Annotated in this window: 28 protein-coding genes; 2 read left to right on the top strand and 26 right to left on the bottom strand. The window is 34.4% G+C overall.

All coding sequences use genetic code 11. The features are described 5' to 3' along the window. Positions 1-18 precede the first annotated feature (18 nt). The 4 genes from rpmA to I4N53_RS11685 form a co-directional block, all read right to left on the bottom strand. Positions 19-315, bottom strand: a complete 297-nt coding sequence (rpmA, locus tag I4N53_RS11700; RefSeq protein WP_169303714.1) for a 50S ribosomal protein L27 — start codon at positions 313-315, stop codon at positions 19-21. Next, entirely contained in the window at positions 303-641 is a 339-nt protein-coding gene (locus I4N53_RS11695; RefSeq protein WP_012994935.1) for a ribosomal-processing cysteine protease Prp, read from the bottom strand. The genes rpmA and I4N53_RS11695 overlap by 13 nt, the downstream gene beginning before the upstream one ends. Before the next feature lie 3 nt (positions 642-644). Beyond that, a complete protein-coding gene (gene rplU, locus I4N53_RS11690) occupies positions 645-959 on the bottom strand; it encodes a 50S ribosomal protein L21 (RefSeq protein WP_028991480.1) in 315 nt (104 codons plus the stop codon). A 119-nt stretch (positions 960-1,078) separates the two neighbouring features. Next, positions 1,079-1,450: a lipopolysaccharide assembly LapA domain-containing protein gene (locus tag I4N53_RS11685; protein WP_012994933.1), complete on the bottom strand. Its 372-nt coding sequence runs from the start codon at positions 1,448-1,450 to the stop codon at positions 1,079-1,081. Positions 1,451-1,712: 262 nt separating this feature from the next. Between I4N53_RS11685 and I4N53_RS11680 the strand changes: the two genes are divergently transcribed. Further along, a complete protein-coding gene (locus I4N53_RS11680; protein ID WP_028991482.1) occupies positions 1,713-2,195 on the top strand; it encodes a QueT transporter family protein in 483 nt (160 codons plus the stop codon). After that, the gene (gene queF / locus I4N53_RS11675) at positions 2,185-2,586 is read left to right on the top strand and encodes a preQ(1) synthase (protein WP_012994931.1); all 402 of its coding nucleotides are present in this window, start codon (positions 2,185-2,187) and stop codon (positions 2,584-2,586) included. Before I4N53_RS11680 ends, queF begins: the two co-directional genes overlap by 11 nt. 50 nt (positions 2,587-2,636) lie before the next feature. Here queF and I4N53_RS11670 read toward each other — a convergent pair whose 3' ends face one another. The 22 genes from I4N53_RS11670 to I4N53_RS11565 all read right to left on the bottom strand — a co-directional run bounded on the left by I4N53_RS11670 (position 2,637) and on the right by I4N53_RS11565 (position 23,098). Next, positions 2,637-4,067 carry an Rne/Rng family ribonuclease gene (locus tag I4N53_RS11670; RefSeq protein WP_028991483.1) on the bottom strand — a complete coding sequence of 477 codons (1,431 nt, stop codon included), beginning with the start codon at positions 4,065-4,067 and terminating at the stop codon, positions 2,637-2,639. A 7-nt stretch (positions 4,068-4,074) separates the two neighbouring features. Continuing rightward, positions 4,075-4,728: a TIGR03936 family radical SAM-associated protein gene (locus I4N53_RS11665; RefSeq protein WP_028991484.1), complete on the bottom strand. Its 654-nt coding sequence runs from the start codon at positions 4,726-4,728 to the stop codon at positions 4,075-4,077. Further along, the gene (locus I4N53_RS11660; RefSeq protein ID WP_028991485.1) at positions 4,694-6,562 is read right to left on the bottom strand and encodes a TIGR03960 family B12-binding radical SAM protein; all 1,869 of its coding nucleotides are present in this window, start codon (positions 6,560-6,562) and stop codon (positions 4,694-4,696) included. Before I4N53_RS11660 ends, I4N53_RS11665 begins: the two co-directional genes overlap by 35 nt. Positions 6,563-6,578: 16 nt before the next feature. Then, on the bottom strand, positions 6,579-7,433 hold the full coding sequence (locus I4N53_RS11655; RefSeq protein WP_214496323.1) for a M50 family metallopeptidase: 855 nt from the start codon (positions 7,431-7,433) through the stop codon (positions 6,579-6,581). Beyond that, positions 7,430-8,179: a M23 family metallopeptidase gene (locus I4N53_RS11650; RefSeq protein WP_012994926.1), complete on the bottom strand. Its 750-nt coding sequence runs from the start codon at positions 8,177-8,179 to the stop codon at positions 7,430-7,432. The genes I4N53_RS11655 and I4N53_RS11650 overlap by 4 nt, the downstream gene beginning before the upstream one ends. Before the next feature lie 63 nt (positions 8,180-8,242). Then, entirely contained in the window at positions 8,243-8,638 is a 396-nt protein-coding gene (gene mgsA / locus I4N53_RS11645) for a methylglyoxal synthase (protein WP_028991486.1), read from the bottom strand. Between the two features lie 11 nt (positions 8,639-8,649). Beyond that, complete coding sequence (gene rodA / locus I4N53_RS11640; protein WP_214496322.1) at positions 8,650-9,747, bottom strand: rod shape-determining protein RodA; 1,098 nt, start codon at positions 9,745-9,747, stop codon at positions 8,650-8,652. Positions 9,748-9,835: 88 nt separating this feature from the next. Further along, positions 9,836-10,111 (bottom strand): cell division topological specificity factor MinE, encoded by a 276-nt coding sequence (gene minE, locus I4N53_RS11635; protein WP_012994923.1) that lies wholly within the window; start codon positions 10,109-10,111, stop codon positions 9,836-9,838. 21 nt (positions 10,112-10,132) lie between these two features. After that, entirely contained in the window at positions 10,133-10,927 is a 795-nt protein-coding gene (gene minD / locus I4N53_RS11630; protein WP_013150123.1) for a septum site-determining protein MinD, read from the bottom strand. Positions 10,928-10,967: 40 nt separating this feature from the next. Next, positions 10,968-11,612: a septum site-determining protein MinC gene (gene minC / locus I4N53_RS11625; RefSeq protein WP_214496321.1), complete on the bottom strand. Its 645-nt coding sequence runs from the start codon at positions 11,610-11,612 to the stop codon at positions 10,968-10,970. 104 nt (positions 11,613-11,716) lie between these two features. Beyond that, the gene (locus tag I4N53_RS11620) at positions 11,717-14,017 is read right to left on the bottom strand and encodes a penicillin-binding protein 2 (protein WP_013150122.1); all 2,301 of its coding nucleotides are present in this window, start codon (positions 14,015-14,017) and stop codon (positions 11,717-11,719) included. Next, the gene (mreD, locus tag I4N53_RS11615) at positions 14,014-14,532 is read right to left on the bottom strand and encodes a rod shape-determining protein MreD (RefSeq protein ID WP_214496320.1); all 519 of its coding nucleotides are present in this window, start codon (positions 14,530-14,532) and stop codon (positions 14,014-14,016) included. Before mreD ends, I4N53_RS11620 begins: the two co-directional genes overlap by 4 nt. A gap of 6 nt (positions 14,533-14,538) precedes the next feature. Further along, a complete protein-coding gene (gene mreC / locus I4N53_RS11610; RefSeq protein ID WP_214496319.1) occupies positions 14,539-15,363 on the bottom strand; it encodes a rod shape-determining protein MreC in 825 nt (274 codons plus the stop codon). A gap of 14 nt (positions 15,364-15,377) precedes the next feature. Beyond that, a complete protein-coding gene (locus I4N53_RS11605) occupies positions 15,378-16,397 on the bottom strand; it encodes a rod shape-determining protein (protein WP_012994917.1) in 1,020 nt (339 codons plus the stop codon). 21 nt (positions 16,398-16,418) lie between these two features. Continuing rightward, positions 16,419-17,099 (bottom strand): DNA repair protein RadC, encoded by a 681-nt coding sequence (radC, locus tag I4N53_RS11600; RefSeq protein ID WP_012994916.1) that lies wholly within the window; start codon positions 17,097-17,099, stop codon positions 16,419-16,421. A 34-nt stretch (positions 17,100-17,133) separates the two neighbouring features. Next, positions 17,134-17,709 carry a nucleoside triphosphate pyrophosphatase gene (locus I4N53_RS11595; protein WP_012994915.1) on the bottom strand — a complete coding sequence of 192 codons (576 nt, stop codon included), beginning with the start codon at positions 17,707-17,709 and terminating at the stop codon, positions 17,134-17,136. Between the two features lie 8 nt (positions 17,710-17,717). Beyond that, on the bottom strand, positions 17,718-17,966 hold the full coding sequence (locus I4N53_RS11590) for a DUF4321 domain-containing protein (protein WP_013150118.1): 249 nt from the start codon (positions 17,964-17,966) through the stop codon (positions 17,718-17,720). Positions 17,967-18,115: 149 nt separating this feature from the next. After that, entirely contained in the window at positions 18,116-19,861 is a 1,746-nt protein-coding gene (locus I4N53_RS11585; protein ID WP_013150117.1) for an NADH-dependent [FeFe] hydrogenase, group A6, read from the bottom strand. 21 nt (positions 19,862-19,882) lie between these two features. Beyond that, positions 19,883-21,673: an NADH-quinone oxidoreductase subunit NuoF gene (nuoF, locus tag I4N53_RS11580; RefSeq protein WP_012994912.1), complete on the bottom strand. Its 1,791-nt coding sequence runs from the start codon at positions 21,671-21,673 to the stop codon at positions 19,883-19,885. Between the two features lie 15 nt (positions 21,674-21,688). Next, positions 21,689-22,054 (bottom strand): ferredoxin, encoded by a 366-nt coding sequence (locus I4N53_RS11575; protein ID WP_012994911.1) that lies wholly within the window; start codon positions 22,052-22,054, stop codon positions 21,689-21,691. Continuing rightward, the gene (locus I4N53_RS11570; RefSeq protein ID WP_013150116.1) at positions 22,054-22,602 is read right to left on the bottom strand and encodes an ATP-binding protein; all 549 of its coding nucleotides are present in this window, start codon (positions 22,600-22,602) and stop codon (positions 22,054-22,056) included. The genes I4N53_RS11575 and I4N53_RS11570 overlap by 1 nt, the downstream gene beginning before the upstream one ends. Positions 22,603-22,615: 13 nt before the next feature. Next, positions 22,616-23,098 carry an NAD(P)H-dependent oxidoreductase subunit E gene (locus I4N53_RS11565; protein ID WP_013150115.1) on the bottom strand — a complete coding sequence of 161 codons (483 nt, stop codon included), beginning with the start codon at positions 23,096-23,098 and terminating at the stop codon, positions 22,616-22,618. Positions 23,099-23,176 lie beyond the last annotated feature (78 nt).

Raw genomic sequence — 23,176 nt, 5'->3', positions numbered from 1 at the left:
CCTGGTATAAACCAGGATTTAATTCTGTGCAACTTTCCTTTCTGGGTAAACACTTACTTGTTTTTTGTTACGTCCTTTTCTTTCAAAAGTAACATATCCATCAATTAACGCAAAAAGTGTATCGTCTTTTCCTTTTCCTACATTTACACCTGGATGTATTTTAGTTCCTCTTTGCCTTACAAGGATATTACCAGCTAATACAAATTGGCCATCCGCCCTTTTTACTCCCAAACGCTTAGATTCACTATCACGACCGTTTCTGGAACTTCCAACACCTTTTTTATGAGCAAAAAGCTGAAGTTTCATTTTTTGCACCTCCTATCCATAACCCTTACATATTCAGGATAATCTGTTTCAATATCTTTAAGTCCTAAAACCATAGTCTCCAGAATAGCTTTTAGTCGTAAATCATCTTCTGGCATGCCTTTGTCAACAATTTCAACCTGCAACTTGCCACTTTCTATCTCTTTCTTTATCTTAACAGTTTTTAACGCCTCTATTCCCAGAACCGCTGTCTGAGATATAGCAGAAACAGCTGCACATATGATGTCCTTTCCGTACTCATCAAAACCTGCATGTCCTTTTATATTAAATTTATAAATATCCCCTCTTGAATCTCTCAATATTTCCACTCTAATCATGGCTTACTGAATTATTTTTTCAATCTGTACTTTTGTGTAGGGTTGACGATGCCCTTGTCTTCTTCTATAATTTTTCTTTGGCTTATACTTAAAAACTCTTATTCTTGGTCCTTTGCCATGCTCTATGACCTTAGCACTTACCTTAACATTTTCTAAATAGGGTTTGCCAAACTCTACGTTACCGTCCTCTTTTGACACAGCCAAAACTTTGTCAAAAGAAATAACTTCCCCTTCTGGATAATTTAACTTTTCTACTACAAGAACATCTCCTTCACGAACCATATACTGCTTTCCACCAGTCTCGATTATTGCGTACATTTTTGCACCTCCTCTATCCAGTCTCGCCGGGAAACAAGGTAAAAATTTAGGAACCCGTCCCGAGCGGCCACAAGTGATATTTTAACATAATAAAATACCACTTGTCAATTAAAAATCGGCTAAAGAGTTTGTGTTCCTTTTTCTTTCTCCACTTGCTTGCCATCGCTTTGTCCTTTTGTTTCTTCTTCCGCTAATTTATAGTTTTGTAATTCTATAATCTTTTGATTTAATTCTTCCTTTTCTTTTTCTAATTCTTTTATCCTAATGTTGAGCCCTCTTATCGTTACGCTATAGCGAATTTGTCCAAACAAGCCTATTATCCCCACAATTATAGCTCCAATAGCTGCTGACAGTAAAATTACTAAAGCTTGAGAAATTGAGTAATGCCAATACAAAAAGCTTATATCTACGGGTCCAGCATTAGAAATAGCAAAAACCGCTACTATAATTGCAAATATCAAAGCTAATATTGTATAATACTGCCCCTTCATAGAATACACCACCCCATCTTTAGTAACAAACTCTTTAACAACTTTCTAACTTTATGATAATTTATACAAATTACCATTGTCAATAAAAATTATAAATTTTTTGATAATATAAAAACATCATTCTTAACTTTTATCATTTGATTGGGAGAAAAACTTTTTATGTTGAAACTACTCCAGTAGTTGTGTTAAAATTGATTATAGTGAGCAAAATGCTCACCTGGGTCGCAGTAACCCCAGTTAACAAAACAAGGGAGGTAATTTTGTGTTCAAAAAAAGAATAAAAGATATTACAGAAATTGCCTTGATTGCGACAATTTATTTTGTACTCACAGTTATATTTTCTTCTATTTCATTTTTACCCCTTCAGTTTCGCGTAGGGGAAATTACAAAATCCATTGTAGTATTCAATAAAAAATATGCTATTTCCATGATGATAGGAAATTTTCTTGCAAATTTGTTTAGCCCATTTGCTGGCACAATGGAGCTAATTTTTATGCCTCTTTCAAATTTAATCGGTTGTACAATTGGATACTACATTGGAAGAGCCACTCACAAATTGGTAGGTGCTGTATTTGTAGCTCTTTGGATTGCCGCATCGGTGGGGATCACCCTAAATGTCTCTGCAAATATACCATTTATTCCAACTTTCTTAAGCGTAGGATTTGCTGAGACTGTACTTCTTGTAACAGGATATTTTTTACTTTTTATAATTGAAAAGAAAGGAGCTGTGAAATTTGACAGATAAATATAAAGAAAGAAGATTTGACGCTTACGGTTATGAAAAGATTGACAAAGAAGTTTTAGAATCCATTGAATATGAATACCCTGAAAAAAATACAATTGTAGAATATATAACTAATGAGTTTTCTTCCGTCTGTCCTTGGACAGGATTGCCTGACAATGCAAAACTCACAATAAGATATATACCTTCTAAAAAATTAGTAGAACTTAAATCTTTAAAGTATTATCTCACATCCTATAGAAATGTAGGTATACTGCAAGAACATGCTATAAATAGAATTTTAGACGATTTAGTTGAACTTCTACAGCCAAAATTTATGGAAATAATAGGTGAGTTTCAAGAAAGAGGTGGAATAGCCACCAGAATTGTGGCAAAGTATGAGAAAGAAAAATAGATACAAAGCTGCCCAAAAATTTCCTTGGGCAGCTTTTTTGCGTTGATTCTTTAGTGAAATTCTATCTCAAAATAGCCATATTCTTTATTATTGTCGACAACGAGTTCGAGGTCTACGTTAAATTTCTCTTTGTAAAATTTTATGATTCCTTTCTCTGCCGCGATTTTAACAACTTTATCATTACCTTTTATATAAATTTTTTGTACATTTACATGCCTTAACACTCTTTCTATATTATTTCTTAATCTTTTGTAGATGTACTCTGTAGAGTATACTACGCCTTCTCCTTTACATGTAGGACATTTCTCTTTAAGGTAAGAACCTACTTGCGACCTCACTCTTTTTCTTGTCATCTCAACAAGTCCCAATTGAGTATAGCCCAATACGGTGCATTTTGTTCTATCTTTTTGAAGTTCTTTTTTAAAAAATTCTAACAAATTTCTTTTAAAATTTTCATTTTTCATGTCTATAAAATCAATAATAATTATTCCACCGATATTTCTTAACTTAAGCTGTAAGGCAATTTCTTCAGCTGCTTCAAGATTGGTCTTGTATATTGTCTCCTCTAAAGAAGATTTTCCTACATATTTTCCTGTGTTTACATCAATTACAGTAAGAGCTTCTGTTTGGTCTATTATTACAAAACCTCCACTTTTTAACCACACCTTTTTTTCTAACAATTTCTCAACTTGAAAATCTACTCCATAAATCCCCATTAAGTCTCCTTCTTCATAAGTAACTGAAATATTTTCTTTTGCCACATTTTTTAAATATCTTTTTATGTTCTCATATTCATCTTTGTCATTTACTACAATTTCATCTATCTCTTCAGAAAGCAAATCCTTCAAATACTTAATTACGAAATCCTCTTCTTTGTATATCAAAGAAGGGAGGGAAGCATTTTGAAAATCTTTTTGTATTTTCTCATATAAGCGAATTAACTCTTCTAAATCCTCCCTCATTTGCTGCTCTGTCGCCTCTAATGCAGCTGTCCTGACAATTAGCCCCATACCTTCAGGTTTTAATTTTTTTGCAATATCCTGAAGCTTCTTCCTTTCCTCTTCTTTTTCAATCCTATGAGAAATTCCGAGGTAATCCACGTTAGGCATTAAAACCACATATTTTCCTGGTAAAGAAATATTAGCAGTAACTCTTGGATTTTTCATACCTACTGCTTCTTTTGATACTTGAACCATTATTGGTTGTCCCGGTTTTAAAACTTGTGTAATGCTTTTGGGCAAATTCTCATGTTGAAAAACATCGTCAAAAAATAAAAAAGCGTTCTTGCCAATTCCAATATCTACAAAGGCTGCCTGCATACCTTTTAAAACATTTTGGATTTTACCTTTATAAATATTCCCTAAGATATTTTTTCCATCACTTTTTTCAGGGTGGTACTCTTTTAGCTTCCCATTTTCTAATAAAGCAATTTGACTCAAATTTTCATCAATGTCCAATATAAGTCTTTTCAAAGTTTTCACCCCGTACTTATTCCAAAATCATATTTTTCCTATGGAGTTTATAAGAATCTATATCAAATAAATTCCCTACATATTCGTTTAAGGCCTTTAATAAATGTAGGGGATTGGGAGCTCCCTCTCCTAATTTTAATTTTATATAAAATTTCAAATAATCTTCTGCCTCTTCAATTACCTTTAATTCCAAAACATAAGGTCTTAAGTTTATCATTTTTTTGCCTCTTTTACTCTTTTTTTCTATTTCAATTATATCTCTTCTCATAAATTCTTCTATTTTATTTTGAATATCTTTAATACTTTTTTTAACATTGACTTGCAAAATATACTCTGCCGCTTTTATTTTTGTAGAAAGCGCATCATTTAATTCTACTTCACAACTCTCCACAATTTCAATACCAGGTGGCAACACTTTGTTCATCTTTTTTTTAAATTCCTCAGGAGAAATATCTTCTTCTACATCTATATCCATGTAATCCCCCTCTGTCGTCGCACCTACTAATAGGGCGGGTCCAAAAGAAATTTTAGGGCGAGGATTAAATCCTTGTGAAAAAGCCACTTTTATATCGGCTCTCCTCAAAGCCCTTTGAAACACCCTCAAAAGGTCTAAATGGGAAATAAATTTGACTCTTTCATCTTTTGTATACTTGTTTCTGAGGCGCTTCAAAACACACTACCCCCTCATCAAAGCCCTTTATTCCACAACCTGTACAATAGAGTCTGCAGTCAGGTGTAATTCTTCCTTCTTGAGATTTTTTGTATTCTCTCATCAAATACCTCTTGTCTACTCCAACATCTATTACATCCCATGGAAATATTTCTTCTAAATTTCTTTCTCTATTAGCATAAAAGTGAGGATTTACACCTACCTCCTTAAAAGCCTCTTCCCATTTGTCATAATTAAAATATTCTTCCCATCCGTCAAACCTACATCCTTTTTCCCAAGCTTTTATTATAGCTTTTCCTACTTTTCTATCTCCTCTCGAAATAACAGCTTCTAAAAAGCTCATATAAGGATTGTGCCAGTTGTACTTCAGCACTTTACTCTTGAGTTTCTTTTTAAGCAAATCTTGCTTTTCCATTATTTCTTTAATGCTATCTTGAGCCGTCCACTGAAAAGGTGTAAAGGGTTTAGGTACAAAAGTAGAAGTACTTATGGTGACTCTTAAATTCTTTACATTCCCTTTTACTTCTTTGTAATTATCTACTATTTTATATGCCAAATCCACTATACCTTTTACATCTTCCATCGTCTCTGTAGGGAGACCAACCATAAAATAAAGTTTGACATTTGTCCATCCTGCAGAAAAAGCCTCTTTTGTCGCCTCTAGAATATCTTCTTCTGTAATCCCTTTGTTAATTACATCTCTAAGTCTTTGCGTACCAGCTTCTGGTGCTAAAGTAAGACCTGTTTTTCTAACTTTTTGTATTTCTTTTAACAAATTTATAGATACAGCATCTACTCGTGTAGATGGTATAGAAACTCCAACTCCTTTATCCTTATATTTCTCAATCAACCTTTTGACCAATTCTTCAATTTGAGAATAATCACATGTACTTAAGGAAGCTAAAGATATTTCCTCATACCCTGTAGATTTTACAAGCTTGTCCGCCAAATCTAAAATTTTTTCTATTGATTTTTCTCTTACGGGCCTATATATCATGCCAGCTTGACAAAATCTGCATCCTCGTGTACAACCTCTAAAGATTTCTAACATTATTCTATCGTGAACTACGTCCATAAAAGGAACAATTTGCTCTTCAGGATGATACACATTTTCAAAATCTTTAACTATTCTTTTCTTTACCTTTTCGGGCACTCCTTTTTTAATAGTTCTTATCTCTTTTATCGTTCCATCTTGATTGTATACTTCCATATAATACTTAGGAACATATACTCCTTTTATTTGAGAAGCAATTTGTAAAAATTCTTCTCTTCCTCCTTTCCTTTCCTTCCAATCTATATAAGCGTCAATAATTTCATTTATGACCTCTTCTCCTTCTCCCATTACAAAAAAGTCAATAACCTCAGATAAAGGAGCAGGATTATAAGCACAGGGTCCACCTGCAATCACAAAAGGAAACCCTTCCCTCTCTCTTGACAGGATAGGAATATCCGCTAAATTAAGCATATTTATTACATTTGTATAACTTAACTCATACTGAAGAGTAAAACCTATAAAGTCAAATTTATCTAATGGAGTTTTTGTCTCTAAGCTAAAAAGAGGAATGTCATTTTCCTTCATGAGTTTTTCCATATCCAACCATGGCGCAAAAACCCTTTCACAATACACGTCTTCTCTTCTGTTTAAAAGATGGTATAAAATTCTAAGTCCAAGATGAGACATTCCCACTTCATATACATCAGGAAAAGCAAAAGCAAACCTAACTTTGACTTTTTCTGGATTTTTTATAGAAGAGTTCAATTCCCCTCCTGTGTATCTTGTAGGCTTGCTTACTTTCATAAGCAAAGCATCTATTTTATCTTTTAGGTTATTCATTTTCCTTCCTCCATAGTTATTTTATAATTTTGCCAATTGGTAAATGCAGTCCATGCTCTGTCGCATATTCAAAAAGCTGAGTCTCGGTTATTCTATATTTTTCCCTAAATTTATCGTCTAATATTATTATAACATGGTATTTAGCGGGTATAAAACTTTTTATTACATTTCCAATCATCTCATTTTCTAATACGGCTATATGATGTACTCCCATTAAACCTTTTTTATAAAACTCTGCTTTTTTCATAAAAAGATCTCTCATTTGCAAAAAAGCTGATGCCTTTTTCTCTTTATTTGCTGCGACTATTAATAATACTGATAAAAAAGCATAAACAACATCTAGCTTCCAATTAAATATGCCTTTTAGAACAAGATATAACATAACAAGAGAAATAGCATAGGAAGAAAAAACAGCAATCGCAATAGCGCTTCTTAGACTAATAAAATACGACAAAACACTTTTCAAAACCCGCCCCCCATCTAATGGAAGTCCTGGCAGCAGATTAAAAAAAGCCATTGCAATATTAGTTTTTATAAAATAATCCATTTCTATTTGTAAAACTTGTGAAATAAATTCACCAAAAAACGCAAAAAAAATATTGGACATAGGTCCTGCCAGTGCGACTAACACTTCTAAGTCCGGCCTTATAAAGACTACGCTGTCCAAAAGAGCAATTCCTCCAAAAGGATAGATATTGACTTGTAACACCTCTACCTTTAATTTCTTGGCAATATAAATGTGTCCCCCTTCGTGGACAAAAACTGTAACAAAAATAGCAATTAATTCTTTTACAAACCCCGCCGCAATTAAAAGTAATGCAAATGCAAAAGTAGAGAAATGTATTCTTACTTGGATTCCTCTAAATTTCATTTTGCGTCTTCACTGGCAGCATCCCCTATCACAACTTTTGTCAAGGGGTCTACTGGCTTGCCATTTTCCCAAACTTCAAAATGTAAATGAGGAGCAGTAGTTTTGCCAGTATCGCCCGTCTTCCCAATTATATCCCCTTGTTTTACTTGGTCTTCCACATTTACTAAAATTTCTGATAAATGAGCGTAGACGGTTCTTACATCGTTAGCATGCCTTATAACTATGACTTTCCCTAAATATTGGTTTTGCTCATCTACCAACATTACTACCCCATCCAATGCTGCTTTCACTTCTGTTCCAATAGGAGCATCTATATCAATACCAGTGTGATTTGTCAATTGGTTTGTAATAGGGTCTGCCCTCATTCCAAAGCCAGAGGTTATCTTTCCAGTAACAGGGGCAATCATTTTGATAGAAGCCTGGGAAACATCAGAAGAAGTTTCATTCTCTGAAGTTTTTTCTTCAGTGGGAGAAAAAACTTTTATCACACTTTCTTTAAGCCAAGGAATCTTGCTTTGAACTAATTTTAAACCTTTCTTTGTGTTTTCGTAATTCATATCATAACTTAGCACACTCTTAGTAACATTTATAAAAGAAGTGGCTATAGGAACGTCAACCGCTTTAAAAAGCAAAATCATTCCTAACAAAACTAATGAAATAATTAATTGATTTTCAAATAGCTCTGCATACTTTTTGTAAGTGCTAAATTTTTTGGGAAAATAATAAGGAATTCGTTGGTATTTCATGATATATGCCTCCTTCTATGTTACATTTTATTTTGAAGGAGGCATTATTATGATAAATTATTTTTATTCTACTATTTCTCTCCACTCTAAAAGTCCTTGCTCCATTCCCTTCAATAAAACTTCTGCAGTAGCAATATTAGTCGCCAATGGAATAGAATGCACATCACAAACTCTAAGCAAAGCTAAAATATCTGGTTCATGGGGCTGAGCCGTAAGTGGATCTCTTAAAAAAATCACCATATCAATTTTATTTTCAGCTATCATTGCACCAATTTGTTGATCTCCACCAAGAGGGCCAGGTAAAAGACAATTTACCTTTAGGCCTGTGGCTTCTTTGATAAGTTGTCCTGTATGGCCTGTTGCGTATATATTACACTTTTCAAAGATATGCTTATAAGCAATTGCAAAATTCACCATAAGTTCTTTTTTTTGGTCGTGGGCTATCAAAGCTATATTCATGGAAATTCCCCCTAAAAGTTTATCTTTTGCCTTCTCATGCTTATATTTTCCAAAAGCCCTATAGCCATTAAATCTGCCACCATTGCACTTCCACCATAGCTCATAAAAGGAAGAGGAATACCTGTGATTGGCATTATCCCAATAGTCATCCCTATATTTTCAAAAATGTGAAATGTAAACATAGCAATAATTCCTACTGCCACTAGCATTCCATATTTGTCCTTAGCATTATAAGCAATCTTCCAAGCTTTATACAACATAATCGCATAGAGAACTATCAGTGTAGATGCTCCGATAAAACCTAATTCTTCCCCTACGACAGAAAAAATAAAGTCTGTCCACGCTTCGGGAAGATAATAGAGCTGAGTTTGGCTTCCATGAAAAAGCCCCTTTCCCCAAAACATTCCAGAACCGATGGCAATTTTAGATTGTATCAAATGATAACCTGTTCCCATTGGGTCCAGTTCTGGATTTAAAAAGGATAAAAGTCTATTTCTTTGGTATGGTTTTAAAAGTTTGTAGCCAATAGGTAGCATAACAACTCCTAAAGCAAAAAGCTGTGCCAATACCTTTGTCCTTATCCCAGAGACATATACTATTGCTAAAAAAATTGCAATAAATACAAGGGCTGTCCCTAAATCTGGCTGCAGTATCACCGCAACAAAAGGAATCCCTAAATAAGCTATTGGCCACAAAAGTTCTTTAAAAGTCTTTATTTCTTCCATCTTGCTAAACATATTTGCTAAAGTTAGCACTAATGCTAACTTAGAAAATTCAGAAGGCTGAATATCTACAGGTCCTAAACTTATCCAACTTTGTGCACCCTTACTTACTTTTCCTATGGTTAAAACTAATACAAGGCCTAAAAGGTTTAGAATATATATAAAAGTAGAAAATTTAGCAAAAGTATTATAATCAAAAAGACATATTAGGAGGATAGAAATAAGTCCCATTAAAATTGCCAGCGCTTGGACAATAACTTTTCTGTAAGAGCCTGTTTGAAGTGTGTGAGAGGCACTTGTCACAACAATAATACTATATACACATATTAAAAGTACAACAATCAAAAGTCCCCAGTCAAAGTTTTTTAAAAGCTTTTTATCAAACATTTTAATCCCCTCTTTTCAGCAATTCAACTTGTATTATACCATACAAATGAAATTTTCACTATACAAAAAAAAACTGGCTCAAGGCCAGTTATCTTATCACCTGTTTCATTTTCTTTATAGGAATATTCGCATGAAGAGCAGGTATATAGGTATTATCACTTCTTTTTTCTTTTGTAATTTCTACATTTAATCCTGTTTCATCAATATCTACGTAATTAGAAATGACATTTAATATGTCTTCTTTCATCATTTCTAAAAATTTAGGAGAAACATCCGCCCTATCATGCACTAATAGAAGTTGTAACCTTTCTTTTGCTATATTTTTACTGTTGTTTTTTCCTCCAAAAGATTTAAATAAATCCACCAATCACACCTCCCAAAAGCACTAAGCCAGCTTAAAAAGCTTTTTAAGTCTATCCATAAACCCATTTCCTATATCAAGGTTGATTAAAGGCACATTATTTCCCAAAAGTCTTTCCACCAAATTTCTATAGGCTTGTCCTGCTAATGACCTCTCATCCATAACAATCGGTTCACCTTTATTGGAAGAAATAATTATATTTTCATCATCAGGAATAACACCTAAAAGGTCAATAGCTAAAATATCTATAATATCTTCAATATCCATCATATCTCCTCTTTTTACCATATCCATCTTAATCCTGTTTATAACTAACATAGGATTATGAAGTTCCGCTGCCTCCAAAAGTCCTATAATTCTATCAGCATCTCTAACTGCCGAAACTTCTGGAGTAGTTATGACAATAGCTCTATCAGCACCGGCAATTGCATTTTTAAATCCCTGTTCAATGCCTGCAGGACAATCTACTAGTATATAGTCAAATTCCTCTTTTAAATCTCCGATTAATTTTTGCATTTGTTCCGGAGTAACAGCCGATTTATCCCTTGTTTGGGCAGCAGGTAAAAGATATAACCCATCAAACCTTTTATCCTTTATCAAAGCTTGCTTTAACCTACATTGTCCCTCTACTACATCAACAATATCATACACAATTCTATTTTCTAACCCCATTACCACATCAAGATTTCTCAAGCCTATATCAGTATCGACTAAAACAACTTTATAACCTTTCATAGCAAGGTATGTACCAATATTCGCAGTAGAAGTAGTCTTTCCAACTCCACCTTTTCCTGAAGTTATAACTATTGCTTCGCTCATCGTACCACTCCATTCCATTAATATTATTTTTTAGAATATTTTACCATAAATCATAGAGATGGTAAAGAGGCTTTACAATAATTTTGCCTTTTTTAACAACTGCAATTTCAGGATAATCACTGCCATCATCTTTATCTGGAGCCCTAGAAATAACATTAGCTATTCTAAGCTGCATTGCTCTTAGAGAAGAAGCTACGATTACAGCCTCCTTATTGCCAGTAAATCCCGCGTGAGCTATTCCTCTTAACGTCCCCATAACAATAATATTGCCAGCTGCTTGTACCAATCCCCCAGGATTTACATCCCCAATTATAACAAGATTACCATGGTATTTCACAACTTGCCCAGATCTGACAGTACCTTTATAAAATTTTGTTATCCCCTCTTCTAACCCATTAAATATTTCGTCATCTGTCACATTTTTTATATATTTTTCTTGAAAATTTTTTATTCTCACCTCAATACCGTATTTATCAAAAATAAAGTCTTTTAATTGTTGTAATTTTTCTTCTTTGACTTTTAAACTTTTTACTCTTACAGTAAGAGTTGCACCCTCAAAAAACCTGAGAGATTTCTCAATTCGATTCACTATTTTCTCTTTTAGGACTTCAATATCTACATCCTCTTCTAAAACAATTACCAGCCCTTCTCTTGTCCCTTGAATTTTTATTGGTTCTTTTATCATAATCTACCTCCGTAAAACCCTCATTACTATCTATATTCGCCACAAATCGCAATTTTCCTTCTTAGATTATAAGAAAAAAGAGGATAAAATATCCCCACCCAAAATCATCTTATAGGCAAATTTATCACATTGAAGGTTTCACCTGTATTATCTTTGCTCAATCCAAAATAAACATTAAAAATATCTCTCGCTACATAACCAGCGTAAGAACCATGTCCTCCTTGGTATATAACCACAACCACAACTATTTGTGGGTCATCATAAGGAGCAAAACCAACAAACCAAGCATAATTAGCCTTTCCAATTGCCTCTGCAGTACCTGTCTTGCCTCCTACAGGAATAGGAAAATTACGAAAAGCACTGCTTGCAGTACCCCCTAATTCTGTTACTTCTTTCATACCTAACTTTATAGCATCGAGATATTCTTTCGGAATATCAATTCTCTCTAAAACTTCTGGCTTTGTTTCTTCCACAATTTTCCCATCGGGAGACACAATTTTATCAACTAAATGAAGTCTATATCTAATTCCCCCATTTATTAATGTAGACACATAACTGGCAATTTGTAAAGGAGTAAATTGATTATCTCCTTGTCCTATCGCCGCACTACAAGTTTCTGCCAAGCTCCAATGTTTTGCATAATACATTATTTCCCATAATTTTCTTTGAAGCTTTGTATCTTTTATCCCCATCTTTTCTAACTGTAAAAAAGTATTATAGTCACTTAAATTTTCTTTTTCAATGATTTCTATAATTTTTTGATACTGTTCCTCTGTTATAACTCCATCTGGATTTTTATCTGATTTCACCATTGATTTTATCAAACCAAGATAATATTCTTTTTTATATTGTGGACTTGCAATAACACCTTTTGTTTCATACAGTTCTATTCCTGTTTTTTGGTCTAATCCAAATTTTTTTGCATATTCAACTATTTTATCTATTCCCATTCGTCTTCCCATTTCAAAAAAATAGGTATTAGTAGAATATTTAATTGCATCAGATACATTCACCCAACCTTGTGTCCTGGGCCATGCCCAGTTACGTTGTCCTGTATAAGGATATATTCCTGGATCTAAATATTTCTCATCAACTGTTGTAACTCCAGTATCTAAAGCTGCAAATGCAACAACCATTTTGAAAATAGATCCTGGAGGTACGGCACCTTGAGCTGCATAATTAAAAATAGGACTCGGATCAATAGTAGTATCCCTTGATTTAAAAAGCTCATTTATTACATCTTTCGGAGGATTGCCCGTAGCAAAAATGTTTGGATCATAACCAGGGATATTGGCTAATGCTAAAACTTTTCCTGTGTGTACATCTACAACAACTGCTGCTCCAATATTAGCAGGAAAAGATTCACCATATTTCCCTTCTTTTATATTTTGCATAGTTGTAATAAGAGATTGTTCTGCCGCCTCTTGAATATTTTTGTCAATAGTTAAAAATATTGTACTACCTGGTACAGGCTGCTCTGTCCCTAAATTTTCTATTAATCTCCCATAATTATCTACTACAACTTGCTGACCACCATCTTTTCCTCTTAAATACTTTTCATACAATGCCTCAAGTCCAGAATGTCCAACCAAATCTGTAAGCTTATACTTGGTCATATCCAAATTTTTTAAATCTTCGTGAGTAATTCGACCAATATAGCCTAAAGTTTGGGATAATAGTGTTTTATAAGGATAATACCTAACAGGTTTTACATTTATCATAATTCCCGGCAATTCTAAATGTCTTTCCTCAATCTCAGCAATCGTTTTTTGGTCAACATCCACAGCTATTTCTACTGGCTGATATTGATTATATCCTTGTTCTTCCATTAATTGGCGTACAACCATTATTTTTCTAGCTTTTATTGGATCCATATCCTTAGATATTTTAAATTTTTTTGTTAAAATATCCCATGCCTCTTGAGCAGTAGCATTTTCAGGTATGTTATTAGCTTTTTTCCAGGCTTTTTCTCTAGCTTTCAAAGTTTCTTCTTTTACTGATACTTCATCTGAATTTTTAAAATTGAAATAAGGCCTCCCATTTTCATCTAAATAGATAGGCAAATCGTCTTTATATTTTACATTGTTTTTCGTCAAAATATCCATTAATTTTAGTATAGTCTCGTTAAGGTGACTATCTACCACTTCTCCTTTTATAATATTTACAGAAAAACTTGGCCTGTTTGTAGCTAACTTTACTCCATACCTATCAACAATTTCACCACGTGGAGCATCAATAGGTATGAGTCTAATTGCTTGCCGAATTGACATTTCTCTATAATAGTCGCCTTTTATCAGCTGTAAATAAACTAAGCGGAAAACTAAAACGACAAAAAGGGCAATGATAATGGCTCCAAAGGTATAAAATTTTCTTTTAAGGCTCTCATTCAAAGATATCACCTTCAAAATTTGCTTTTTTTAAAAAATTTCACTTTATTTTTAGTAACATAGATGTTAAAAGAAACTAGATATCTATAAACAAAAACAGTAATTATAGAATTATAAAGCGCCTGTATCATCGCAATATTCACAAAATCTAATAAGAAATTAAACTGATATTTCATCAAAACCATTGAAAACATGGTGATAAGATTATAAAGAAGAGTTCCTAAAAATACAAACACACAAGCTACAAAAGAACTTTCTTTAAAAACACTTTTACTTAAAAGTCCTGTGAGGTAACTTACAATTAATAAAGAAAAAGTAGTAACCCCTAAAGCATTATTAAAAAGAATATCCTGAATAATCCCAGCAAAAAGACTTAAATAAACGGCTTCCCAAGGACCATTTAAAAGTGAAAAACTTAAAACTACCATAAAAACTGCATCTGGTTTGACGCCAAAGATATCTATAAATCTAAATAAAGTTGATTGTAAAACAATTAACAAAGCAAGCAATAAATATTTATATATTTTCCTCATAATAACCTACATCCCTGTCATATTAGTAACTACAAAAACATATTCCAGTCTTTCAAAATCAGCAGCAGGTTCTATGACAGCTTGTTTTAACAAAGAACCTGGGTCTCGAGTAACTTTTGATACTTTTCCTATTATCAACCCTTTGGGAAATCTACTCATACTAGAAGTAGTTACTACATCACCTTCTATTAATTCAGCATCCAAGGGAAGATAAATCATGATAAGTCCACCGTTTGAATCTCCTCTTACAACACCATTATCACGAGTTCGTACAGCTACAGCGCTTACAGAACTATTTCTATCTATAATGGCTAAAACCTTTGCCCATTTGTCTCCTACCTCTGTAATCTGTCCTATCATATTTCCTTTTTCGTCTAAAACTGCCATACCGGGTTTAATACCCTCATTTTTCCCTTTATCAATAGTAAAAGTATTAAACCAATTTCCTGGATTTTTTCCTGTTATAGTAGCGAGTTTTAAATCTAATTCAACATTCTCTGTTTTAAAATTTAAAGCTTCTTTAAGCCTTTTATTTTCGTTCATCAATTCCTGTAATTGAATATTTTCTTTTCTTAGTTTTTCTACTTCTTTTTTAAGTTTTTCATTTGTTGCCCTTAAAGTACCTATTTCACCAATTGAAGAAAAAAAATTAGAAATTCCTTCTCCCACTTGATAGAAAACCTTTTGAAAAGGAGTAAAAACAGTTCCAACTATAGATTCTGCTTTAGTAGCATATCTTTGGGCATCATAAGTATAAGCCATGGCGGCAATCAGCGCCACGGCTATAAAAAAAACCAAAATAAATTGCTTATTCCTAAAAAAACGTGGCACGCCAATAACACCTCTCAAGCTCTACTTGCCGGGCTTAAAACCCTTCTAAAGAGGGAACTTTCTTCTAAAATTTTTCCTGCCCCAAGTGCCACACAATCTGTCGGCTGATCAGCTATTTGCACAGGCATTCCTGTTTCCTCTCTTATGAGCTTATCTATTCCGCTTAAAAGAGCACCTCCGCCTGTTAACATAATTCCCCTGTCCATGATATCTGCTGCAAGCTCTGGTGGAGTCTTTTCAAGTGTCATCTTTATAGCTTCAATGATGCTGGATATCGGATCTTTTAATGCTTCTAAAATCTCTGTTGAAGAAATCTTTAATGTTTTAGGAAGGCCAGACACTAAATCTCTTCCTCTTATGTCCATAGTCTCCTCTTTTGGTTTTGGAAAAGCTGAACCAATTTGTATTTTTATCTCTTCTGCAGTTCTTTCTCCTATCATGAGGTTATACTCTCTTTTTATATAATTTATTATAGCTTCGTCCATCTCGTCTCCGCCGACTCTTAAAGACTTGTTGGTAACAATTCCCCCAAGGGAAATTACAGCCACATCTGTCGTACCACCGCCTATGTCCACCACCATGCTACCAGTCGGTTCTTCAACAGGAAGGCCTGCTCCAATTGCTGCAGCCATAGGCTCTTCTACTGTATGAGCTTCTTTCGCCCCTGCTTGTAAAGCTGCTTCAATTACTGCTCTTTTCTCTACTTCTGTAACTCCAGAAGGTATACCAACTATAACTCTAGGCCTAAATAACCCCTTTCTTGGATTAACTTTACTTATAAAGTGATCCAACATAGCTTTAGTTATATCAAAATCGGCTATTACACCATCTCTCATAGGCCTTATAGCGATTATATTTCCAGGAGTTCTCCCTACCATCTTTTTTGCTTCTTCTCCAACTGCAAGAATTGCATTGGAATCAGTTCTTATAGCTACTACTGAAGGTTCTCTTAAAACAATTCCTTTACCTTGTACATACACCAAGGTTGTAGCAGTACCCAAATCAATTCCAATATCTCTGGAAAATCCTCTCATCTGCGTATACTCCTTCCTATTTTATTCAAACTCATAATACCCTTTTTCTTTAAGGCTTATACCTCTTCCGTCTCCAATTATAACATGATCTAACACCTTTATACCCAATATATTTCCTCCTTCTACTAACCTTTTTGTCACTTCTATGTCTTCTCTGCTAGGAGTAGGGTCTCCACTTGGATGATTGTGAACTAAAATTATAGAGGAACAAGACCTTTCAATTGCTGCCTTAAATACTTCTCTCGGATGTACAATGGAAGTATTTAGACTTCCTATAGAAATAGTCTCTATCGCAATAACTTTATTCTTTACATTAAGCATTATCACTTTAAAATATTCTTTTGTCAAATACCTCATTTCATCCATCATTAAACTTATGACATCTTCTGGCGATGTTATTGTAAAACTATCGCTTCCTGTAGATAACATCATTCGACGTCCTAATTCTACTGCAGCTTTTAGCTTTACTGCCTTAGCTATACCAATTCCCTTTATGCTAGCAAGCTTTTCTACACTTGAATCTACAATGAATTTAAGCCCTTTATCTTCCATTATAAGCCTTTGTGCTAAAGTAATAGCACTTTCTCTTTTACTTCCTGTCCCTATTATTATAGCTATCAACTCGGCATTTGACAATACCTGAGCACCATGTTTTATAAGTCTTTCTCTAGGTCTTTCTTCATAAGGCAAGTCTTTTATCATGATTTTTGCATCCTTGCCCAACCCCTTCACCCTTTCAAAGTAACCTCACATCAAACTCTCTTTTTAAAATATCAAAAAGTTTTGAAATTGGAAGACCTACCACATTAAAATAATCTCCTTCAATTTTCTCAACAATAAGAGCACCCACTCCTTGTATAGCATATGCCCCAGCTTTATCATAAACTTCGCCAGTATCGATATAATTAAAAATTTCCTCATCTTGTAATTTTCTAATCCAAACTTTTGTCTTTTCAAAATCGCTTACATATTTAAAATCGTAAGTTCTGACGATAGTAATTCCTGTATATACTGTATGAGCTTTTCCCTGTAACTTTTTAAGCATAACATAAGCTTCATTTCTATCCTTTGGCTTTCCTAAAATTTTATCTCCAATTACTACAACGGTATCAGCACCTATCACTATAGCTTCTTCACTTAATTTTTTAGCAACCGACATAGCTTTATTAAAAGATAAATCCATGACATATCTTGAAGGCTGCTTTTCTCTTGAAAACTCTTTTGCATTACTTTCTACCACTTCAAAGTCAAGTCCTAAATTTGAAAGTAACTCTCTTCTCCTTGGCGATTTAGAAGCAAGGACAATTTTCATCTTATCACCTACATTTTGTAATAAGCGTAAATTGCAAGAACTAATCCTACAACTGTTCCTATATTTATTTTAAGAGATAACTGAAAAGAAAACCTAATAAAACTCAAGTTCAAAGTAAGTGGATTGTCCATGCCTATTATTTGATAATAAGCTAATTCTTTAAAAAAATGTGCAAGCAGATCTCCTAAGAATTCTCCTAAAATTAGGCCGACAATGAGTAAAAACACCAATGTATATGGACTCTTACCTCTTCTCAATTTCTTTCACTCCTTAAGTTCTAATAGCATCATAAATTACTATTCTTTTTTATTATATCATAAATTATATACATTTCTATAACTAACTTTAAAAATAAAAAATGGTAAAGCTCCCAATAATATATTGGAAGCTTTACTTTTGATTAAGCTTATCTCACCAAAGGATACAATTCCTTCTTGGAATAGTGAGTGTGAAGTAAATGATGAGACTTCTCACTTAAAGGACTTCCCAAAAATTCTTCATAAAGTTTTTGTATTGCAGGATTTTTGTGAGATTTTCTTATGGGTAAGCTTTTATCAGCTTCATAAATGGCTTTTGCTCTTAATTCTTTTACTTTTCCCATTTCATTTGGATTGTGAATCGGCTGACCGCCTCCCATTATGCATCCTCCTGGGCAACCCATTACCTCTATGAAGTGGTACTCAACTTCACCAGCCTTTATTTTGTCAAGAAGTTTTTTAGCATTTCCTGTACCATTTGCTATGGCAACTTTTATGTCCATACCATCTATTTTTATGGTAGCTTCTCTTACTCCTTCTAAGCCTCTCACTTCTTCAAAGTCAACCTTGTCTAATTCCCTTCCTTCTACAATATCTGCAACTGTCCTTAAAGCTGCCTCCATAACTCCACCTGTAGCTCCGAATATCACTCCAGCGCCAGTGGACATTCCAAGAGGTTCATCATATTCTTCATCAGGAAGATTTACAAAGTCGATGCCCATTTCTTTTATCATTCTCGCCAATTCTCTTGTGGTAAGGACAGCATCTACATCTTTTATTCCATTATGCTGCATTTCTGGTCTTTCAATCTCTAGTTTTTTAGCAGTACATGGCATAATTGATACCACATATATATCCTCAGGATTAAGCCCTTCCTTTTCTGCATAATAACTCTTTACTAATGCCCCCATCATCATGTGAGGAGACTTACAAGTTGAAAGATTATCTATAAATTCTGGATAATATTTTTCACAGAAAGCTATCCAACCAGGACTACAGGAAGTTATCATAGGAAGTTTTCCACCATTTTTAAGCCTTTCAAGAAGTTCCGAGCCTTCTTCCATTATAGTCAAGTCCGCCGCAAAATCCGTATCAAATACCGCGTCAAAACCCATCCTCTTCAAAGCTGCTACCATTTTTCCAGTAACGATACTTCCTATAGGCATACCAAACTCTTCACCTAATGCTACTCTTACTGCTGGAGCTGTTTGAGCTACTACATATTTTTTCTCATCAGCTAAAGCTTCATAAACTCTTTTTGTATGGTCTTTTTCATATATAGCTCCAACAGGACATACCTCAATACACTGTCCACAACTTATACAAGGGGAATCTTTTAAACTTCTCCCAAAAGAAGGTGCTACCATTGTTTTAAATCCTCTATTTACCATTCCAATGGCAAATACGTTTTGCACTTCTGAACATACTGCTACACATCTTCTACAAAGTACACACTTATTTGGATCTCGAACTATAGCAGGAGAAGCATTATCTATAGAATACTTTATATTTTCCCCTTCAAACCTTATTTCATTTACTCCTAATTTTTTAGACAATGATTGAAGCTCACAGTTAGTATTTCTAATACAAGTCAAACAACTTCTATCATGATTTGAAAGTATAAGCTCAAGATTTAATTTCCGCGCTTCTCTTATTTTAGCTGTATTTGTATACACTTTCATGCCATCAAATACCGGATAAGTGCAGGAGGTTTGTAAATTTCTAACTCCCTCTATTTCAACTACACATATACGGCAAGCGCCAATTTGGTTGATTTCCTTGAGGTAACACAGTGTGGGGATATCTATTCCTGCTTCTTTTGCTGCTTCCAATACGGTATAATGGGAGGGAACTTCCACAGTGATGCCATCTATCGTAACACGAACTTTGTCCATCTTTTACACTCCTTCCTTCAATTATTTTTTGTAGATTGCGCCAAATGGACATTTTTCAATGCATGTGCCGCACTTTATACATTTGTCTTGGTCAATCACATAAGGCTGCCTTGGTTTTCCAGAAATAGCATTGACAGGACAATTTTTAGCACAAATTCCACAGCCTTTACACTTATCGGGGTCAATATAAAATCTTAAGAGGGCTTGGCATACGCCAGCTGGGCATTTTTTCTCTTTTATATGCGCCTCATATTCATCTCTGAAATATCTAATTGTAGATAAAACCGGATTTGGGGCTGTTTGTCCAAGGCCGCACAAAGCTGTCGCTTTAATGGTTTTCGCAAGTTCCTCCAACTTTTCAATGTCTCCTTCTTCACCTTTACCAGAAGTTATCTTTTCTAAAAGCTCCAGCATTCTTTTTGTGCCAATCCTACAAGGCGCACATTTACCGCAGGACTCATCAACTGTAAACTCAAGGAAGAATTTTGCAACATTGACCATACAAGTGTCTTCATCCATTACAACAAGTCCACCTGAACCCATCATAGAACCTACATTTATTAAGGAATCGTAATCTATTGGTGTATCTAAATGCTCTGCAGGAATGCAGCCACCTGAAGGTCCTCCAGTTTGAGCAGCTTTAAATTTCTTTCCGTTAGGTATTCCTCCACCTATTTCGTATATAATTTCTCTTAAAGTGGTCCCCATTGGAACTTCAATAAGACCTGTATTGTTTACCTTACCGGTCAGGGCAAAAACCTTTGTTCCTTTCGATTTTTCAGTACCTATGCTTGAAAACCACTCCGCACCATTTAGTATAATTGGCGGAATATTAGCGAATGTCTCTACGTTATTAATAATTGTAGGTTTGCTCCATACACCCTTTACAGCAGGAAATGGTGGTCTTGGCCTTGGTTCGCCTCTTCTTCCCATTACTGAATTTAAAAGCGCAGTCTCTTCTCCACAGACAAAAGCGCCTGCTCCTAACCTTATTTCAATGTCAAAATCAAAACCTGTACCAAATATGTCTTTTCCTAAAAGGCCATATTCTCTAGCCTGTTCAATAGCAATCTTAAGCCTTTTTACTGCCAAAGGATACTCTGCCCTTACGTAGATGTAGCCATAGTTTGCTCCAATTGCGTATCCTGCTATTGCCATAGCCTCTATAACACTGTGGGGGTCTCCTTCTAATATGCTTCTATCCATAAAAGCACCAGGGTCCCCTTCATCAGCGTTGCAAACTACATACTTTGGAGTTTCTTTTTGGTTATAAGCAAATTCCCATTTCACACCTGTCGGGAATCCACCGCCGCCTCTACCCCTTAAGCCAGATTTTTTGACTTCTTCGATAACCTCTTTTGGTGTCATTTGAGTAAGAACCTTTGCTAAAGCCCTATATCCATCAAAAGCAATTGCTTCTCTTATATCTTCAGGGTTGATAATACCACAATTTCTAAGAGCAATTCTCTTTTGCTTTCTAAAGAAAGGAGTCTCTTCCAATGGCTTAATCTCTCTTTCTGTCACGCTTTCTCCATAGAGATATTTCTTAACAGGTCTTCCTTTTAGCAGGTGCTCTTCCACAATTTCCGGAACATAGTCAGGTTTAACTCTGCTATAAAAAACTCCTTCAGGATACACTACAACAACTGGTCCCAATTCGCAAAGGCCAAAGCATCCAGTTCTTACAACTAATACTTCTTTATCTAGACCAGCCTTTTTTATTTCCTCTGTAAAACGCTCTGCTACTTTATCAGAATCTGAAGATGTACATCCGGTACCACCACATACCATTACGTGTGACCTATAAAGCATACTATTTCCCCTCCTCTATTCGTAATTTTCAATAGTCCATTCTCTGATTGGATGGCCATTTATAACATGTTCAGCAACTATTTGCCTTGCCTTTTTCTCATCAACCTTTACGTAAGTCACTTTCTCTTGGCCGGGAACATAAACATCTACAATTGGTTCTAATTTACACATACCTATACACCCTGTCTCTGTAACAATTACATCCGTGACATTTCTCTTGCTAAGTTCATCCAATATCGCCATCATGACAGGTCTCGCTCCTGCTGCAATACCGCAAGTAGCCATACCAACAGCAATTCTTACACCTGACCTATCCTTTCTCAAATTGATTCTTTCTAATGTTTCTTTTCTGATTTTTTCCAATTCCTCTATAGATTTCATTATTCCACCTCCATATCACCTTTCATATTCTCATTTATATATTCTTTTATCCAGTTCAACACCTTGATGTCATTTATATTGACACCCTTTAGTATTTTTTTAAGTTCTTTAGTGTCAAACAAAAATTCATGGTTATCTTTGTTGTATTTGTATACAATATCCACTTCTGGAGCAGATAATATCACCGAAACAATTGTTGACGCTATATCTCCTAGTGGAACAAGGTCTACACTGGAAAGTTTAAAAGTACCCATTATTTTTGTTCCTTTTCCTTCTTCAGAAAAAATCTCAAAATTCCCTTCACACTGCTGGACAAGCTCCTTAAAGAGCGGAATCCCAAGCCCTACTTTTCTTTCCTTCCTTGTAGTTACAAAAGGGTCTGTGACTTTTTTTAATAATTCCTCCTTCATTCCACATCCATCATCTTCTATAGACACTTTAAGCATATCTTTTGAAGTATCTATATTTATTTCAATACAAATATTTTTAGCTCCCGCTCTTATGCTATTTTGTGACAAATCTAATATATAAAGTGCTAATTCTTTCATAACAATCAAACTCTTACTCAAATTTACTTAATATTTCATCCACATCATCAGGAGTTAGTCTTCCAAAAACTTCACCATTTATCATCATAACAGGAGCCAATCCGCAAGCTCCAAGACACCTAGTAGGTTCTAAAGAAAATTTCCCGTCTTCAGTTGCTTCACCTACTTCTATTCCCAATTTTTCTTTTATTTTTTCCAGTACCATTGCAGCTCCTCTTACATAACAAGCTGTTCCCATACACAAATTGATCTTGTATTTACCCGAAGGCTTTAAAGTAAACCTTGAATAAAAAGTAGCTATTCCAAATATTTCTGTTAAAGGCACATTCATTTCTTTTGAAATATAAAGTTGAACTTCAATAGGAAGATATCCAAAAATTTCCTGAGCCTCATTCATAATTGCTATCAACGAACCAGGGATATTTTTTAATTCCTCCAAAGCCTTTTTAAACCTCTCTACTTTCTCTTCACCGAATTTTTGGCACAAAGCATCCATTTATTTCCCTCCTTGTGAATTAAAATTTAGGTCTTTGCAGAATCCCAAAATCCTTATGGATTAAGGGATTCTGCTATA

It is taken from the genome of Thermoanaerobacter sp. CM-CNRG TB177 (genome assembly GCF_018588165.1).
In the GTDB taxonomy this organism is placed as follows: domain Bacteria; phylum Bacillota; class Thermoanaerobacteria; order Thermoanaerobacterales; family Thermoanaerobacteraceae; genus Thermoanaerobacter; species Thermoanaerobacter thermocopriae.
This window is presented reverse-complemented; position numbering and strand designations above follow the sequence as displayed.